The 17,258-nt window shown below is 68.4% G+C and carries 18 protein-coding genes; 14 read left to right on the top strand and 4 right to left on the bottom strand.

Translation table 11 applies throughout. The features are described from left to right. Nucleotides 1–6: 6 nt before the first annotated feature. Genes ACNUDN_RS00210 through ACNUDN_RS00200 form a run of 3 tightly spaced genes read right to left on the bottom strand, consistent with a single transcriptional unit; the run spans nt 7 to nt 3,074 of the window. A complete protein-coding gene (locus ACNUDN_RS00210) occupies nt 7–1,458 on the bottom strand; it encodes an MCE family protein (RefSeq protein ID WP_419120070.1) in 1,452 nt (483 codons plus the stop codon). A gap of 6 nt (nt 1,459–1,464) precedes the next feature. After that, on the bottom strand, nt 1,465–2,310 hold the full coding sequence (locus ACNUDN_RS00205) for an ABC transporter permease (protein WP_419120069.1): 846 nt from the start codon (nt 2,308–2,310) through the stop codon (nt 1,465–1,467). Beyond that, entirely contained in the window at nt 2,307–3,074 is a 768-nt protein-coding gene (locus tag ACNUDN_RS00200) for an MlaE family ABC transporter permease (RefSeq protein WP_419120068.1), read from the bottom strand. Before ACNUDN_RS00200 ends, ACNUDN_RS00205 begins: the two co-directional genes overlap by 4 nt. A gap of 145 nt (nt 3,075–3,219) precedes the next feature. Between ACNUDN_RS00200 and ACNUDN_RS00195 the strand changes: the two genes are divergently transcribed. The 5 genes from ACNUDN_RS00195 (at nt 3,220) to ACNUDN_RS00175 (ending at nt 7,427) form a co-directional block, all read left to right on the top strand. Further along, the gene (locus ACNUDN_RS00195; RefSeq protein ID WP_419120067.1) at nt 3,220–4,578 is read left to right on the top strand and encodes an L-serine ammonia-lyase; all 1,359 of its coding nucleotides are present in this window, start codon (nt 3,220–3,222) and stop codon (nt 4,576–4,578) included. Between the two features lie 131 nt (nt 4,579–4,709). Next, the gene (locus ACNUDN_RS00190; RefSeq protein WP_419120066.1) at nt 4,710–5,939 is read left to right on the top strand and encodes an aromatic ring-hydroxylating oxygenase subunit alpha; all 1,230 of its coding nucleotides are present in this window, start codon (nt 4,710–4,712) and stop codon (nt 5,937–5,939) included. Next, nucleotides 5,932–6,444, top strand: a complete 513-nt coding sequence (locus ACNUDN_RS00185) for a nuclear transport factor 2 family protein (protein WP_419120065.1) — start codon at nt 5,932–5,934, stop codon at nt 6,442–6,444. Before ACNUDN_RS00190 ends, ACNUDN_RS00185 begins: the two co-directional genes overlap by 8 nt. A 9-nt stretch (nt 6,445–6,453) precedes the next feature. Then, on the top strand, nt 6,454–6,771 hold the full coding sequence (locus ACNUDN_RS00180; RefSeq protein ID WP_419120064.1) for a hypothetical protein: 318 nt from the start codon (nt 6,454–6,456) through the stop codon (nt 6,769–6,771). A gap of 14 nt (nt 6,772–6,785) precedes the next feature. Further along, entirely contained in the window at nt 6,786–7,427 is a 642-nt protein-coding gene (locus ACNUDN_RS00175; protein ID WP_419120063.1) for an SAM-dependent methyltransferase, read from the top strand. On the opposite strand, the gene ACNUDN_RS00170 is transcribed toward ACNUDN_RS00175, so the two are convergent. Beyond that, a complete protein-coding gene (locus tag ACNUDN_RS00170) occupies nt 7,420–8,112 on the bottom strand; it encodes a GntR family transcriptional regulator (RefSeq protein ID WP_419120062.1) in 693 nt (230 codons plus the stop codon). The genes ACNUDN_RS00175 and ACNUDN_RS00170 overlap by 8 nt on opposite strands. A 150-nt stretch (nt 8,113–8,262) precedes the next feature. Between ACNUDN_RS00170 and ACNUDN_RS00165 the strand changes: the two genes are divergently transcribed. The 9 genes from ACNUDN_RS00165 to ACNUDN_RS00125 all read left to right on the top strand — a co-directional run bounded on the left by ACNUDN_RS00165 (nt 8,263) and on the right by ACNUDN_RS00125 (nt 17,178). Beyond that, nucleotides 8,263–8,700, top strand: a complete 438-nt coding sequence (locus tag ACNUDN_RS00165; protein ID WP_419120061.1) for a VOC family protein — start codon at nt 8,263–8,265, stop codon at nt 8,698–8,700. A 3-nt stretch (nt 8,701–8,703) separates the two neighbouring features. Further along, nucleotides 8,704–10,101 carry a gamma-glutamyltransferase gene (locus ACNUDN_RS00160; protein WP_419120060.1) on the top strand — a complete coding sequence of 466 codons (1,398 nt, stop codon included), beginning with the start codon at nt 8,704–8,706 and terminating at the stop codon, nt 10,099–10,101. After that, nucleotides 10,098–10,859 carry an aspartate dehydrogenase domain-containing protein gene (locus ACNUDN_RS00155; protein WP_419120059.1) on the top strand — a complete coding sequence of 254 codons (762 nt, stop codon included), beginning with the start codon at nt 10,098–10,100 and terminating at the stop codon, nt 10,857–10,859. The genes ACNUDN_RS00160 and ACNUDN_RS00155 overlap by 4 nt, the downstream gene beginning before the upstream one ends. A gap of 166 nt (nt 10,860–11,025) precedes the next feature. After that, entirely contained in the window at nt 11,026–11,856 is an 831-nt protein-coding gene (locus ACNUDN_RS00150) for an ABC transporter ATP-binding protein (protein ID WP_419120058.1), read from the top strand. Continuing rightward, nucleotides 11,853–12,680: an ABC transporter permease gene (locus ACNUDN_RS00145; protein ID WP_419120057.1), complete on the top strand. Its 828-nt coding sequence runs from the start codon at nt 11,853–11,855 to the stop codon at nt 12,678–12,680. The genes ACNUDN_RS00150 and ACNUDN_RS00145 overlap by 4 nt, the downstream gene beginning before the upstream one ends. 68 nt (nt 12,681–12,748) lie before the next feature. Beyond that, the gene (locus ACNUDN_RS00140; RefSeq protein WP_419120056.1) at nt 12,749–13,795 is read left to right on the top strand and encodes an ABC transporter substrate-binding protein; all 1,047 of its coding nucleotides are present in this window, start codon (nt 12,749–12,751) and stop codon (nt 13,793–13,795) included. Further along, nucleotides 13,779–15,935: a xanthine dehydrogenase family protein molybdopterin-binding subunit gene (locus ACNUDN_RS00135; RefSeq protein ID WP_419120055.1), complete on the top strand. Its 2,157-nt coding sequence runs from the start codon at nt 13,779–13,781 to the stop codon at nt 15,933–15,935. Before ACNUDN_RS00140 ends, ACNUDN_RS00135 begins: the two co-directional genes overlap by 17 nt. Continuing rightward, nucleotides 15,932–16,699, top strand: a complete 768-nt coding sequence (locus ACNUDN_RS00130) for an FAD binding domain-containing protein (protein WP_419120054.1) — start codon at nt 15,932–15,934, stop codon at nt 16,697–16,699. Before ACNUDN_RS00135 ends, ACNUDN_RS00130 begins: the two co-directional genes overlap by 4 nt. Further along, entirely contained in the window at nt 16,696–17,178 is a 483-nt protein-coding gene (locus ACNUDN_RS00125; protein ID WP_419120053.1) for a (2Fe-2S)-binding protein, read from the top strand. The genes ACNUDN_RS00130 and ACNUDN_RS00125 overlap by 4 nt, the downstream gene beginning before the upstream one ends. The last annotated feature ends 80 nt before the right edge of the window (nt 17,179–17,258 follow it).

Genomic DNA, 17,258 nt, shown 5'->3' with positions numbered 1-17,258 from the left:
GCCTCCTCACCTTGTCGGGGACGCCGCGGTCGGCGTCGGTGGGGTCGGCGCGGGCTGCAGGTGCGCCGGAGCGGGTTCCACGAACGGTTCCGCGCCCGGCGGTGGAGGTCCGGGTTCGCGAGGCGCGCCGGGCGGCGGCGCCGGAGGGAGGCCGGGCCACAACGGGGTTCCGTCGGGGGCGTACAGCGCTGCTCCGTACGGTGGGGCGCCCGGGTAGGGGACCGGGCCGGGCGCCGGGCCACCCGGATAGCGCACACTGGGCGCTTCGGGCACCGCCCTGGTAACCGGGAAGTAATCGGCGTACCCCGGGAATCCGATGCCGGGATTCGGCCGGATGTCCAGTCCGGTGCCCCACCCGGTGTTCGTGATGAGCTGCCGCACAGGCCAATTGGCGGCTATGTCGGGCAATGAGCCGCAGCCCGGCCGTCCTCCCGGTCCACCTCGGGCCCCAACGATCGGCAGGTTCTGCGGGTACCGGTAGGCGTCCGGCCCGAACAGCAATGCGCTGTCGAGGATCAACGAGGTGCCGTTGGCGGCTCCGGTGGCGTCGAGATAGCCGGAGTCCAGAGCGGTCTTCGCGCCGACGAGCGTGCAGGTGAAGGTCGGGCTGTACTTCAGCAGCAGCCGGGCGGTTGACTCGAAGGCCTCGACCGCCGTGGTGATGTTGGGCTGGCTGGCGCCCAACAGGTCAATACCGCCGCGGGCCAGGCCGACCACACCGGTGAGCAGCGCGTCCAGTTCCCGGGCGTGGCCGGACACGGTGGCGCTGGTGGTCGTAGCGGCCTCGAGTGCGACCAGGATGTCCTGCGCCGCAGCGTCGTACGTGTCGCCGATCTCGCGGAGCGCGCGCCCGTCGGCGGTGATGGTCTCGGTGCGGGCGTTGATCGCGGTGAGCACCTCGTTGGTGTCGGTGATGGTCTGGCCGATCGTCGCGCCGTGGCCGCGCAGGCCTTCGGCGAGCGCGGACAGTACGGCCTGCAGCTTCTCGGGATCGACCCGCGCGAGGATGGCGGAGACATCGCGGAAAAGGGTGTTGATCTCCGTGCTGACGTCGGCGGAGGTGATGACTGCGTTCGCGGCCAGCCGCTCGGCGCTGGGGTCACCCAGGTACACCAGCTCGACGAACTTGCCACTGAACAGGGTTCCGGACCGGATGCGTGCCCCGACGTTGGCCGGGATGTACTCCAGCTGATCCGGCTCGATCTCCAGGGTCAAGCTCACCTGACCGCGCCCACCCACGACCCTGCCCACCCGACCGATCTGCACGCCTCGGAACATCACCTTCGCTCCGCGGTCCATCACCAGACCGGCGCGATCCGCGATCAGGGTCACCGGTACACGGTCGCGCAGCGAGCCGGAGAAGAGGGCCGTCGTCGTCGCGATCGTGGCAATGACGGCGACCACGAACATCAACGTCCACCACCCGGGGTTCAGTCCTTCCGACCGTGGTTCCGACATCGCGTGCTACCCGGAGAGGTGGAAGTTGCCGGACTGGCCGTAGATGGACATGGCGACTGCCAACAGCAGCAGGGTCAGCACGATCAACGATGTACGCACCGACCGCCCGACCGCCTCACCCACGCCGGCCGGCCCCCCGGACGCGGTGTAGCCGTAGTAGGTGTGCACCAGCATCACCGCGACGCCCATCAGCACCACGGTGCCGAACGACCAGAGCAGGTCGGTCGAGTTGAGGAACGTGTTGAAGTAGTGGTCGTAGATACCGGTGGACTGACCGTAGAACCCGGTAGTGCCGACCCGGGCCGCCAGGAATGCGCACACCATCGCGACGCAGTACAGCGGGATCACCACGACCACCCCGGCGACGACACGGGTGGACACCAGGTATGCCACCGACCGCACCGCCATCACCTCGAGGGCGTCGATCTCGTCGGCGATGCGCATCGCCCCCAGTTGCGCGGTGGCTCCTGCACCGATCGTGGCCGCCAAGCCGACCCCGGCCACGGCGGGGGAGATGATCCGGACGTTGACGTAGGCGGAGATGAAGCCCGTCATCGCCTCCACGCCGATCCCGGCCAGTTCGTTGTAGCCCTGCACGGCGATGACGGCGCCGGTGGCCAGAGTCAGGAATCCGACAACCACCACCGTGCCCCCGATCAGCGCCAATGCGCCTGTGCCCAGGCTCATCTGGGCTATCAGACGGAGGATCTCGGTGCGGTAGCGGACGAGGGCAATCGTGATCTCGCGCACGGACCGGGCATTGAACGCGATCTGGGTTCCGATACCGTTCCAACCCCGAGCCAGGCCCTGCGCCGCGGTCGCCCGCAGGGGGAGCCGTTGCAGCGCGGTCATTTCACACTCGCGTAATAGACAGCGGTCGCGACGATGTTGATGACGAACAGGGCGATGAACGCGTACACGACGGTTTCGTTGACGGCGTTGCCGACACCTTGGGGGCCCCGGCGCACCGACATTCCCTTGTAGCAGGCGATGAGGGCCGCAACAGTGCCGAACAAGGCGCCCTTGACCAGTCCCAACAGGATCTCGGGCAGTCCGGTGAACAGGGTGAGGCCCGCCACGAACGCACCCGGGGTGACGTGTTGGACGAACACGGCAAAGGCGAAAGAGCCGGCGAGGCCGATGAAGGTCACCAGCGACACCAGCGATACGGCGACCAGGGTGGCTGCCAGAACTCGGGGCACCACCAGGCGGTGTACGGGGTCCACGCCCATGACGCGCAGCGCGTCGAGTTCTTCGCGGATGGTCCGGGAACCGAGATCGGCGCACATGGCCGTGGCTCCCGTGCCGGCGACGACGAGCACCGTGACGATGGGCCCGATCTCTGTGACCGCGGCGGCGGCTGCGCCGGTCCCGGCGAAATCGGTGGCGCCGAACTCGGTCAGCAGCACATTGAGGGTGAAGACCACGAGGACGGTGAACGGAATCGCCATGCACAGCGTCGGCATGACGGCCACCTTCGCGACGAACCAGGTCTGCAGCACGAACTCGCGACCGGCGAAGGGCGGCTTGAACATCGCGACGAGGGTGTCCAAGGCCATGGCGTAGAAACCCCCCACCGAACGCAGCGGTTTGAGGGCCGCCTCGGATGGCACCACAGCCAGACCTCCTACCTGCCGCGACACCGTGGTGGGCGTCCGGCATTTCCACGCTAAGCAGCAAACACCTGGCAGACAGGAGTCCTAAGTCCTCTAATGGTGAGCAGGATGGCGCAGACGCGCACTCGCCACTACGTTTCGAAATATGGCCGTTTCGGTGTTCGACCTCTTCTCGATCGGAATTGGGCCGTCGAGTTCGCACACGGTCGGTCCGATGCGCGCGGCACACCGGTTCGTCGAGCGTCTGCGCGCCCGCGGGGTGCTCGATGTGGTGGCGCACGTCCGCGTCGAACTGCTCGGGTCGCTGGGGGCGACGGGAACCGGGCACGGCACCCTCGGCGCGGTGGTGCTCGGGCTCGAGGGCGCAGAGCCCGAGACGGTGGACCCGGTGGCGGCGCACACCCGCGTCGAGGACGTCCGCGACAGCCGTCGGCTGTGCCTGGACGGCGGGCCATCGATCGCCTTCGACATGGCTTCCGATATCGTCCTGTCCACCACGGCAATGGACTTCCACAGCAACGGCATGGTGTTCCACGCCCGTCGCGGCGACGGCTCCAACCTCGACCGGCGCGTCTATTACTCCGTCGGCGGCGGCTTCGTGGTCGACGAGGACGAGGCGACGGCGGCTCCCGTCGATGACGTCACGATTCCCTTCCCGTTCCACACCGGCGCCGAGCTCATCGCTTTGGCCAGCGAAAACCGCTGCAGCATCGCCGATCTGGTGGCCGGTAATGAGGCGGCGATCGGCAACGGGCCGGGACTGCGGGACGGGCTGCTGCGCATCTGGTCGGCGATGCGTGAATGTGTGGAGAACGGTCTGGCCGCCGAAGGGACGCTGCCGGGCACCCTGCGCGTGCGCAGACGGGCCCGCGCGCTGGCCGAGGCGTTGGAAGCCGACCCGTCCGACCCGCTGTACGCGATGGACTGGGTCACGGTCTACGCGCTGGCGGTCAACGAGGAGAACGCCGCGGGCGGGCGGGTCGTGACGGCGCCGACCAACGGTGCGGCCGGCATCATCCCGGCGGTGCTGCACTACTACTGGCGGTTCGTACCGGGTGCCGACGAGGACGGCGTGGTGGAGTTCCTGTTGACCGCGGCCGCGATCGGGCAGCTGTTCAAAGCCAACGCATCGATCTCGGGTGCGGAGGTCGGTTGCCAGGGCGAGGTGGGTTCGGCCTGCTCGATGGCAGCGGGCGCGTTGGCCGCCGTACTGGGCGGCACCCCGGCCCAGGTCGAGAACGCCGCCGAGATCGGCATCGAACACAACCTCGGGCTGACCTGTGACCCGGTCGGCGGGCTGGTGCAGATCCCGTGCATCGAACGCAACGCCGTGGCCTCGGTCAAGGCCATCACCGCGGCGCGGATGGCGTTGTTCGGCGACGGCAGCCACCACGTCAGCCTGGACACCGCGATCAAGACCATGCGCGACACCGGCGCCGACATGGCCGACAAGTACAAGGAGACCTCGCGCGGGGGATTGGCGCTCAACGTCGTCGAATGCTGACGCCGCCGAACGCTGACGCCGCCGAACGCTGACGTCGAGCACCATATTTCTCGCCATCGTCATCTGGTGTGACCGGCGCGTAACACGACCTCGCTACTTTTGGGATTCAAAATCCACATAGGGAGGCCAGCTTGCCCGCACACCTCAGCTCCGCTGCCCTGGAAACAGCGCGGCGGGTGCTCGAAGATGTCGACCGTTGCACCGATCCGGTGGCGACCGCACGCCTGCTACCGCCCGAGGTGTACACCAGCGACGCCTTCTGGGAGTTCGAGAAGGAGGCCATATTCGCCCGGGAGTGGCTGTGCGTGGGGCATGTCGGTGAGATTCCGCAGCCCGGAGACCAATTGCCGCTGACCATCATCGACGAACCCATCGTGGTGTTGCGGGACCTCTCCGGCGAGATACGCGCGATGTCGGCGGTGTGTCAGCACCGCGGCCAGCCACTGTTCGGCGGCCTCGCAGCAGAGAACCGCACCACCGAGACCGGTTGCCTCAACGGCAGACGGATGGTGTGCCCGTACCACAACTGGCAGTTCGATCTCGATGGGCGATTGGTGGCTGCCCCGTCCATGACCGAGACCGTGCCGGTGAAGCAACTGCGGGAGAGCATCCGGCTCCCGCAGATCCGTTGTGAGGTGTTCCACGGTCTGATCTTCGTCAACTTCGACCCCGATGCCGCCCCGCTGGCCCCGACGGTGGCCCGCATGGACGAGGAGCTCTCGACCTTCGGCATCGAGGAGCTCATCCCGTTGCCGGCGCAGGTTTTCCCTGCGCAGCAATGGAATTGGAAGATCCATCACGACAACGCGCTGGAGCCGTATCACACCAGCTATGTGCATCGCGGAGTGCACGAGGCCGCCCCGGCCAAGAACGCCCGGTTCTACGAGTTCCATGAGGGTGACGGACAGGTGATGCACCCGACGTATCTGCTCGACGAGAACGCCGGACTGGCCAGCACCGACGGTAAGCGCACCACCGCCATCATCCCGGACCTGACCGAGGAGCAGCGCAAGCGGGTGATGTTCGCGTCCATCCCGCCCATGCTGTTCAGCATTCTGCAGCCCACGTTCGTGCAGCTGGCCATGATCGCGCCGACCGGGCCGGGCTCGTTCGATCTGCGCCGGGTCAATCTGTACCCCAAGTCGGCGGTCGAGGAGCCGGGCTTCATGACCGCCTACGAGAAGTTCCTCGAACGCAAGCAGCTCGCAATCCACCAGGACGCGGTGACGACGGCCGCACTCCAGCAGGGGCTGCGGTCCCGCTACGCACCCCGCGGGCCGTTGTCGTGGATGGAGTCGAACATCCCACAACTCAATCAATGGTTGATCGAGCGTTACCGAAAGGCACTGACCGATGTCTGAGTCCCTCGTGGAAGACGCCACCGTCACAAGGTTGCTCGCACGGCTCGACGCCCTCGAGTCCCGCGAAGCCATCACCGACCTGATGGTCAGTTACATGGCGGCCACCGACGCCAAGGAGGGCAAGGGCGAGAAGGTGGCTCGTCTGTTCACCGAGGACGGCCGCTGGCAAAGCGTGGGTCCGCACGGCAACCCCGACTGGGCTGCGGTGGGCCGTCCGGCGCTGGTCACCAAGTTCGATCGCAATGTCGATCGAATGCCGTTCTCCGCACACTTCGTCACCAACCCCGCCGTCGAGCTCGACGGGGACACCGTGCGCGGCCGGTTCATGTATTTCCAGGCGTGCACTTACCGGGGCGACCAGCCGCTGTGGATCGCAGGGTCCTACGACAACGACTTCCGCCGCGTCGACGGGCAATGGCTCATCTCGCACATGCGCGTCCACAACTTCTTCACCACCCCGTTCGACAAGGGCTGGGTTACCGTGCCCCACATGCAAACTCCCTGAAAGTTGACCATGACCTACCGCCACCAGATCCAGCGCAACCTCAAGTTCGGGACCTTGCCGACATTCGTCGCTGCCGAGAAGGAGAAGAATGCACTTCGAATCGCCGCCGGCCTGACTCCCTACACCATCTGGTCGCCCGCCTTCGGCGGTCTGCACCATCTGGTCTTGGAAGCCCAGTTCGACTCGATGGCCGCCTTCGAATCCGAACACCTCGCCGGCAAGTCGCTGCCGGGCATCGCCGAGATCAACGCTCGACAGCTCGACTGTGTCCTCGAGGGCACGGCGCTCGACCGATTGCAGCGGGTCACGCTGGCCGCCGAGCACTGACGCACTCCACAGCCGTGTCCGACAGCGAACTGCGCTGGTTCCACTGGCACTCGCGCTACGACGATCTGGAGTCCGCCGAGACCGACCGCCTCGAGGTGGTTCAGCACGTGTTGGGGTGCGCCCTCGACGAGACCGCACCCGGCACCGCACTCACGGCGGTCAGCGTGTGCGCCGGTCAGGCCCGAGACCTGTTGCCGGTCCTGATCAATCATCCACGCGGACCAGATGTCTCGGCGCGCCTGGTCGAGGCGGACCCGCTCAATGCGTCGTTTCTGCACGGTGCACTCGGCAGCACCGCACTGGTCAACATCGAGCTGGTGGTCGGCGACGGCGGGTCCCCGGGCAGCTATCGCGGCGCGGTGCCTGCCGACCTGGTGCTGCTGGGCGGCGTGTTCGCCAACATCGACCGCGCCGACGCCCTGCGAACCGTCGCGGCGCTACCCGGGTTCTGCCGTCCGGGCGCGATGGTCGTGTGGTCGAGTTACGGACCGCGGTTGGCCGAGGCCGACATCGTGCTCACCCGGCTCGAGAGCGGACCGTTCCAGCGGCACACGCTGGTGCGGGGCACTCGCTCGAATTTTCTGGTGGCCGCGCATCGCTACCTCGGTGGGCCCGCCGAATTGCCCTACGAGGAACGCCTTTTCAGCTTCAGCTGAGGTCGGCTCCGCCGGCCTCACCGGTTGTGGACACCGCCGGCGCCTGCGACTGCCCGCCCTGGTTGACGTGCCGGCTCTGCAAATGCCTGCGCATGAGCATCACCGCCAGCTCATCGTCGGCGGCCAGAATGGCGTTGATGATCGCCGCGTGCTCGTCCCATGAATGACCTACCGCCGCACTCTTGCCCCCGACCAGGTGGTGCGACTGATTGCGCACCGCACGCAGCGTGTCGGCGAGGAATTTCGACCCGCTGGCCTCCCCGAGCAGGGTATGGAACGAATCGTTGAGCTCGTCGAGTTCTGCGTCAGCACCGGCCTCGGCCGCGCGGGTGCCGGCCGCCAGTGTCTGCTCCAGGGTGGTGCGTAGTACCGGGTCGCTGCGTACCGTGGCATGCCGCACCGCGATCGACTCGAGCGCGATACGCATCTCCCGAACCACTTCCAGTTCGTGCTGGTCGAGCTCGACCACCCGAACACCGCGCCGGGGCAGGGACTCCACCAGGCCCTCGGCCTCCAGCCTACGGAAGGCTTCCCGTACCGGAAATCGGGAAACTCCCAGGCGTTCGGACATGCTGAACTCGTTGAGACGTTCGCCGGGCGCCAGTTCGCCGTTGAGAATGAGGCGGCGCAGCTCATCGACGGTCTCGTCCCGAAGGGATCGGTGCCGACTTCCCACCGATGACATGTCGTCTACCCCGCTTCTTGATGGCTACTGGATACCAAAAGGCATCTGCGCGAGAACATTACCGCGTCCATTGCCGTGAAGGTTGCCCGGAAACCTCGCCGTAATTGGATGCGCCATCACCCGTAACAAACTTTGGATACAAAAGCCAACATGACGATCTCCTACAGCCATCTGGCAGCGACCGGGCGCGGCGTGGTGACGGCCAAGCAGTTCGATCACATCGTTCTGCGAGTCGCTGATCCCGAGGCATCCGTACGCTGGTACGTCGAGAAGTTCGGGTTCCCGGTGCACCGCCTCGAGGAGTTCCGCGCCGGAACCGTGCCGTTCCCGTCGGTGGAGATCTGCCCAGGCACGATCATCGACCTGGATGCCCGGTCCGCCGCCACCGGCACCAACGTCTCGCATTTCGCCATCGACGTCGAGCCGGTCGACCTGGTGGCGTTGGCCGGTTCCGGGGCATTCGAGAAGATCGACGGTCCGTATCGCCGCTGGGGAGCGCGCGGCCCGGCCGACCTTGTTTATGTTCAAGATCCGGACGGACACGTCATCGAGATCCGGCACTACGGACCCACCCAGATCGAGGATTGACCGATGCCCGTCGACGCGCTCGCCCGGCGGGCAGTCGCCGTCGGGGCGGCAGGCGCCGTCGCGACCGGATCACGGACCGCCGCCGCCATCGGCGCTCAGGCCCTCCTTGAGGGCGGAAACGCCTTCGACGCGGCGGTGGCCGCGGCACTGGCCGAGACGGTCGCACTCCCGTCCAAATGCGGTCTCGCCGGCGACGTCGTGGCCCTGTTCGCGCGGCCAGACACCGCAGAACCCCAGTCGCTGATCGCGGTCGGAGGGGCCGCTGCGGGCCTGCACGACACCGCCGTGGCACGGCGCTGGGACGTTCCCGCCACCGGTCCGCTGTCCGTCGGCATACCGGGTGCACCCGCCGGATACGCCCGGCTGGCGGCGCTGGGCACCATGCCGTTACCGCGGCTGGCCGCCCCCGCCATGGAACTGGCGCGGCGGGGCATCTGGTGGTCCCCGATGAACGTGCTGCTGGAGCGGGAGTCCCGGGCGCTGCTGCACACCTATCAACCGCAGGGGTGCGTCTATTCGCCGGCCGGCGCGCCGCATCCCGAAGGCGCCCTGGTCACGCTGCCCGGACTGGAAGACGTGGTGCAGGAGTTCAGCATCCGCGGCGCCGCGCTGTTCACCGGGCCGGTGGGCGAGGCCCTGGTGGACACCGTGAGCCGCCACGGCGGCGTCATCACCGCGCAGGAGCTGGCCGCCGTCGAGATCACCGAGGAGCCCGCCCATCGGGTGCACACCGCAGCGGGCACTGTGTGGGCTACCAACGCACCGACTTTCGGCACCACGCTGTCCCGGCTCATCGCCGGGCGGCACCCGCGCGATGTCACGCCCGCCGATGTACAGCAGGCGCTGAGGCGCGGTGTCACCGCGGAGCAGTCTGCTTGCGCCGCAGCCGAGGGGACGTCGACCGTGGCGGCCGCCGACGCCTCCGGTAACGCCGTCGTGATCGTGCATTCACTGTCGTTTCCGCAATACGGCAGCGGTCTGGTGGTGCCCGGATACGACCTGGTGTTGTCCAACCGGGCGGGCCGTGGATTCGTCTTCGCCGCAGACCATCCGAACGCGCCGGTGCCTGGACGCCGCCCGCCGACCACGCTGCACGCCTGGGGACTGCGCCGCGACGGCGGCTGGTTGCTCGGCGCCACACCGGGCGGCAACCAGCAGGTGCCCTGGAACGTCCAGGTGCTGGCCGGCCTGCTCGCCGGCACGGAATCGGCGCCGACGGCGATGGGGCAAGCGATGTGTGAACCCCGTTGGGAACTCGGGGACGACGGCTCCCTACGCCGGGAAGGCCACGAGATCGACGACCTCGCCGCCCGGTCGGCGCACACCCTGGCCCACGCCGCGTCGGGGTGGTGCGCGGCGGCCGCCGACCCGCGCTGGGACGGCGCAGCGGTGGCCGTATGACCGCGGTGACGGTGGTGGGCACCGGCGCCATCGGCGGCGCCGTCGCGAGCACCCTGCGCGGGGGTGGCATTCCCGGGTGCACGCTGTTGGCGGCGGTGAACTCCCGGTCCCGGCCGGATCAGATCACTGCGGCGGTCGAGGACGCCGACGTCGTGGTCGAGGCCACTCGCACCACCGCCGCCGCCGCGCTGATCCGGCTGGCAGTCCCGGCGGGCACCGACATCGTGCTGTGCTCGGCCGGGGTGCTCGCCGACCCGTCTGCTGCCGATCTGGCAACCGGCCCGGGCCGAATCCTGTTGCCCGCCGGCGCCATCGGCGGCCTGGACATTCTGTCGGCGGCCGCCCGTGCCGGTGGTGCCGACGTCGCGGCCAGCCACACCACTGTCAAACGACCCGGCGCGCTGGGCCTGCCGGGGCTCACCGGCGCGCCGGTCGAAGTCTTCCGCGGTTCGGCTCGAGAGGCCGCGCGGCGCTACCCACGCACCTGCAACTCGTCGGTGACCCTGGCGCTGGCGACAGTCGGCCTGGACCGCCTCGAAGTGGTGGTGGTCGCCGACCCCGCCGCCACCGACACCGTGCACCGCGTCACCTGCACCTCGCCGATCGGTGACTATCGATTCCAGTTCCGCAATGCGGTCGATGAAAGTTCCTCGGGCCGAACGTCATTGGTCACCGTGTGGTCGGTGCTGCAGACCCTGGCCGGTCTACACCGCGGGTTCGGAACCGGTGTGCTCGTCGGCGCCGGAGCGCCCTCATGACCCGCTACCGGGACACCGCGATTGGAAACATGCCGGAAACCTCAAGCGTCACCGTTCGTAAAAGTCGCGACCTTTACTCGTTTCTGGATACAACATGCAGAACTGGTGGGTGGCGGCCACACCCTGTCGTCAGCCCTCCGTCGTCGATTCGCGAAATGAGCATCCCATGCCCCTGCCTCACGCTCAGGAGCTGACGGTGTCGGCCGACATCACGCCCCCGGCAGATCCCGATTGCGTCCGGCTGCGCGACCTGTGCATCGTCTTCGGCCGCGGCGAGTCCGCCGTCGTGGCCGTCGAGGGGATCGATCTCACCGTCCGGCCGCGCGAGATCGTCTCGATCGTCGGACATTCCGGCTGCGGCAAATCCACCGTACTGCGAGCCATCGCAGGCCTGCTGTCGGACGCCTCGGTGCAGGGTCAGCTGCTGATCCACGGTCAGACGCCGGAACAGGCCCGCCGCGCGGGGTTGATGAGCATGGTCTTCCAGGAGCCGGTGCTGGCACCGTGGCGCACGGCCGAGGCCAATGTCCGGCTCCCGCTTCAGGTGGCACGCGGGCAACGACCGGCGGCGGCCAAGACCGCCAAAGAGCAGCTCGAGCTGGTCGGCCTCAAGGGCTACGAGAACCGCTATCCGCGCCAATTGTCCGGCGGTCAGCGACAACGTGTCTCGCTGGCGCGGGCGCTGATGATGCAGCCCGAGGTTCTGCTGATGGACGAACCCTTCGGCGCGCTCGACGAGATCACCCGTGACGAGATGCACATCGAACTGCTGCGCATCTGGGGCACCACCGAAGCGTCGATCATCCTGGTTACGCATTCGATCACCGAGGCGGTGTTCTTGTCCGACCACGTGCTCGTCATGGCGGCCCATCCGGGTCGGGTCACCGACTTCGTCACCGTCGACATCCCGCGGCCGCGGCGTAGCGATTTCAAGGACACCCCCGAGTTCGGGGCGATTCAGCACCGTATCCGCACCGCCCTGGAGGCCAACCGATGACTGCTGCGCCGCTGACCGAGACGACGCGGGTGCGGGCGGTGATCCCGCCGGCCGCACGACAGAGCCGGTTGATGCGGCTGATGCGCGGCAGCCGGTCCTGGCTGGCCCTCGGGCTGGCCTTGGTGGTGTGGGAGGGCGTCGTCGGCTGGGCCGACATCCCGACCTACATGCTGCCGGCCCCGTCTGCGGTGATCGACGCGTTCACCGCGCAGCCGGAGCTGTTCCTCGGCGGGCTCTGGGCTACCACCAAGATGTCGCTGCTGGGCTTTGCGGCGGCCATCGTCATCGGGGTGTTCCTGGCGGTCCTGATGGCGCGCAGCGAGCTGTTCGAAGACCTCGCCTACCCGTTTCTCAACATCATCCGCGTCATGCCGACGGTCGCGATCGCCCCGCTGTTGATCATTTGGTTCGGCCGCACCGGGGTACCGATCATCATCTGCTCGTGCCTGATCGCCATCTTCCCGATCATCGTCGACGTCGCCCACGGGCTGACCTCCGTCGACCGCGATCTGATCAACATGATGAAGCTCGCCAACGCCGGCGAGCTCTCGGTGCTCACCCGCATCCGGATCCCCAACGCGCTCCCGTACCTGTTCTCGTCATTCCGCATCGCGGCCCCCGGTGCCGTGGTGGGCGCGCTACTGGGTGAATTCATCGGCGCTCGTGCCGGACTGGGCTATCTGATCACCGTCTACAGCGCCCAACTGAACACCGCCGCGGTGTTCGTGCTGGCCTTGCTGTCCTGCCTGCTGGGCATCGTGTTCTTCAACGTCTGCGTGTTCGCCGAACGGGTCATCGTGCCCTGGAAAACCGTCGTGCGCTGACCGCAGTCGCCTCCCCGACACCATCACTGGTCCCCACAACCCCGTCTGTCCGAAATTTAGGAGCAATCATGTTTTCCATCCCTGGCCGACGCCCGGCCGCAGCGGCATTGAGCGTCTGCGCGGTCATCAGTCTGGCCGCGTGCTCGTCGTCCTCGGCGCCGGAGGCCGCGCCCGGACCCGACGGGCTCACCCCGGTCGAGATGGCCTTCGAGTGGACCTGTTCGGGGGACTGGGCCGTGGTGGAAGAAGGTCTGGCCCAAGGGATATTCGAACGCAACGGTGTCGCACTCACCTATGACCGCGGACAGGGCGGCAGCGACACGGTGCCGCTGGTGGCCGCGCGCGAGTTCGACATCGGCATCCTGTCGGCCCCGCCCGCGGTGATCGGAGCCGGCCAGGGCATGCCGCTGACCATCATCGGTGCTGCCGCAACGGTAGGGCCGGTGACCATCCTGGCCGATCCCTCGATCAAGACACCGCAGGATCTGCAGGGTCGCAGCCTCGCGGTCCAGACCGACCAGTTCGAGGGAGCGGTGTGGCAGGCCTTCACCGAGGCCACCGGTATCGATGCCGGCCAGGTCGACGTGGTGCCACGCGACGATGCGTCGGAGGCGGAGTTCCTCAATGGATCCGTCGACGCGCTGGTGGTCTTCTATCCCACCGCCAGCACCAAGAGCATCTTCGATGTGCGCCCCGATCTGACCGTGATGCCGATGCAGGAGTACGTGCCCACCTACGGTCACACCTTCGTCGCCAACAACGACTTCCTGCGCGAGAATGCCGATGCTGCCAAGGGTTTCGTAACCAGCTGGGCTGAGGCGGCCAAGTACGTGCAGGACAACTATCAGGCCTCCTACGACCGGCTGGTCGCCAAGTGCCCCGAGGTTGCCCCAGAAGCACTGAAGTTCAGCATGGATGCCTACTTCCAGTCCTACACCGGTGACTACTCCGTCGAGCACGGGTTCGGCAGCTTCTCCGCCGACGGGGTGGCCCAGACCCAGCAGGTGCTGTTGGACGCCGGCCTGACCCAGCCCAAGCCCGTCGAGGAGTTCATCAGCCAGGACTACCAGCCCGACCCGCCGGTGATGCCGAGCTCGGATGCCGCCCATCCGTAAGGCGCCCGATGCGGCGGTCGGCTCCATACCGCCGGCGGTCGGCGCGGCGGCGCCACGCTCGGATGCCGCCGCGAAACTCGCCGGACAGTTTCTTTACGCGACCGCAGTGCATGCCGCCGGGGAACTGCACGCGGTCACCGTCCGCAGTCCGGTCGCCAGCGCTGTGATCACCGGCATCGACAGCGACGCGGCGCTGCGGCACCGCGGTGCGGTGGCGGTCCTCACCGGCGCCGACATCCCGGGCCGGCGACTGGGTTCCAAATCGGTCGACCAGCCGGTGCTCGCCGATGGGGTGGTGCGCTACCACGGTGAACCGGTCGCGCTCGTCATCGCCGAAACCGCCCACTGCGCACGCGAGATGGCCCGCGACCTGGCCGTAGATCTCGCGCCCGCCCCGGCTCTGCTGGACCCCAAGGCGGCCCTGGATCCGAACGCTCCCCATGTCGGTCCCGACGGCAACCTGATCGCCGAACACCGGACCTGCCGTGGCACAGGGCGCGGCCCGGTGGTGGTCCGCCGGCGCTGGCGCACCGGCCGCCAGGACGCCGCGTTCCTGGCCCCGGAAGCCGGTCTGGCGCAACCGCAATCGGACGGTTCTGTGCATCTGACGGTGGCCACCCAGGACATCCACGCCGACCACGCGCAGGTCGTCCGTGCGCTCGGTCTGGCCCCCGAAGGACTCGTCGTCCACAACAGTGGGATCGGCGGGGCGTTCGGCGGGCGAGAGGACGTCACGCTGCACGCCCATCTGGTACTGGCGACGTTGCACACCGGCCGACCGGTGCGCATGGCCTACACCCGGCGTGAGTCGCTGGCCGGGCATCCCAGTCGGCACCCGATGACCGCCGATGTCGAACTGACCTGCCGACCGGACGGCCGGTTCGTCTCGTTGACGGTACGTACCGTTCTCGACGGCGGCGCCTACGCGTCCACCTCGGCGCCGGTGTCGGCGATCGTCCACGATTTCAGCGCCGGCATGTACCGATTCGACACCATCGACATTCACACCCGCGTCGTGTACACCAACCATCCGCCGGCCGGCGCCATGCGCGGATTCGGCGCCACCCAAGCGTGTTTCCTGATCGAGTCGACCGTCGACGCGGCGGCCGAACAGTTGGGTCTGGACCCGGTGCAGCTACGGCGGCAGAACCTGCTGCACCGCGGCGAGGCGCTGGCCGTCACCGGTCAGGTCCTCGAGGGCTGCGTCGACCCCCATGACCTGCTCGACGAGGTGCTGGCGAGTGCTGCGAGCTGCGCGGCGCCGCAGCCGGACCGGTGCCGCGGGACCGGCCTGGCGCTGGGGATCAAGAGTGCCGGCCTCGGTCATGGCAAGCCGGATCCCGCGACAGTCGCGGTCACGGTCGGCAGCGGCGGCGTCCGCGTGCACACCTGCGCCGCCGAGGTCGGCCAGGGGGTCACCGACGCCGTGCGCCGGATCGTCGGCGCGCAACTACCGGGGCTGCCCGTCACAGTCACCGCGATGCCGACGACGTTTCCCACTGCAGGCGGCAGTAAGGCGAGTCGCCAGACGATGGCCACCGGAGGTGCCGCCTACCGCGCCGCGGTCGAGGTGCGGCGCCGGCTCGACGTCGAGCTCGGCTCCGGGTGGACCCCGGATCTGCTGCGACGCCTCGGGGACGGCACGATCAGCCACCAGGTGACCTACGACGGTCCGGCAACGTCGACGGTGCGCCCACACAAGGCTTTTCAGCTGGTGGCCCACCGTGTGACGGTCGACGTCGACATCGCCACCGGGCAGGTGGACGTGCTGCAGGCCGTATGCGCACAGGACTGTGGGCTGGCCATCGACCCTGTCGCGGTGCGCGAACAGCTCGTCGGCGGCACCGCCCAAGGTGTGGGGTTCGCTCTGTGGGAGCAGCGGCACGTCGACCGCGACGGTGTCCAGACCACCACCGGCTTCGGGGACTATCTGGTTCCCACCGCTGTCGACGTCGGTGAACTGGACGCCCGGATCCTCGAATTCGCGCACCCCGAACTGACTCTCGGCGCCAAGGGCATCGGGGAGGGACCCCTGGTGTCCTCGCCCGCCGCGGTCGCGGCCGCGGTGCGGTCTGCCACCGGGCAGGCGGTCGCCGCGATCCCGATCTGGCCGGCGACCCCCGGGCAGCTGCACCGGTGACCGACGACATCTATCCCGACACCTGGGTCGAAGCGGTACCGGCCGCGGCCACCGAGGGTGCCGTCGTGGTGGCCGGCGGCACCGGGCTTCAACCCTGGCTGACGGCCACCGGCACGCAGCCCCCCGCGCTGGTCCATCTGGGCGGCGTGAGCGAAGCGTGGGAGGTCGACCGGTCGGCCCGCCGGATGCATCTCGGCGCGATGGTGCCGGTGGACCATCCGGTGTTCGCTGCATGCTTCGGCGCCGAGGGCCCCGGCTGGTTCGCCACACCGGCGGTGCGGCGTCGGGCCACCGTGGTGGGCAATGTGGTGTCGGCGTTGGGCCCACGCGAACTCGGGCCGCCCCTGCTGACCCTCGGTGCCCGGCTGGACGGCCTGGATGCTGCCGGGGAACCCTGGTCACGGCCGCTGTTCGAGGTGCTGCGCGACGGCTTACCCGCGGGGCAGCTGGCCACCGGGCTCGCAGTGCACACTCCGGAAAGGGTCGTCTACCACCGGATGTCGCCGCGACGACGGCTGAGCCGGGTCGAGCTCGGGGTGTGCGGAGGCCTCGGCGAGGGGTGTGGCGCCTCGGTGGGCCTCGGCACCGCCGCGGTCCCGGTCGGTACCGGCGGGGCAAGCCTGGCTGACGTGGGCGCCGATGATTTTGTCGATGCCGCCCGGATCGCGGCGACATCGCTCACCGATGACCCCGGCCGGATCGCGACGGTGACCACGCTGGCCGCCCGGGTGCACCGGGACCTGAACGGAAGGACCGATCGGTGAGACCCATCATCGACGTCGACGGCATCGAGCGGGACCTGCCGGGTGAGGGGACCGCCAGCCTGTGGGAGGTCTTGGACTGCCACGGTGTCCGCATCCCCATGGGTTGTGGAACCGGGCACTGCGGCGCCTGCACCGTGCTGCTCGACGGAACTCCGACACCGTCCTGCCTGGTGCCCCAAGGATCGGTGCGCGGCGCCCACATCCAGACCGCGGGCGGCGCAGCGGCACTTCCCGCACTGGTCGAGGCGATGGCCGGCGAGGGTGCGGTGCAGTGCGGATTCTGCTCTCCGGGGGTGGTGATCACGCTGTCGTGGGCCATCCGGGCGGCGGTGGCGCAGCGGCGATGCCTGGAGGCTGACGAAATCCGGGAACTGCTGATCGGGCATCTGTGCCGGTGCACCGGCTACCAGGCCATCATCGCCGCCGCCGGCGCGGCGTGCCGCGCAGAGCTGGATGCGGCCGACAAGTGTGGAGCCTAGGAGATTCGAACTCCTGACATCTGCCTTGCAAAGGCGAAACGGGCTGCAGTTCAGAGCATTTCAGTGGTAGCGAGCTGCGA

This window comes from Mycobacterium sp. smrl_JER01 (assembly GCF_048513595.2).
In the GTDB taxonomy this organism is placed as follows: domain Bacteria; phylum Actinomycetota; class Actinomycetes; order Mycobacteriales; family Mycobacteriaceae; genus Mycobacterium.
This window is presented reverse-complemented; position numbering and strand designations above follow the sequence as displayed.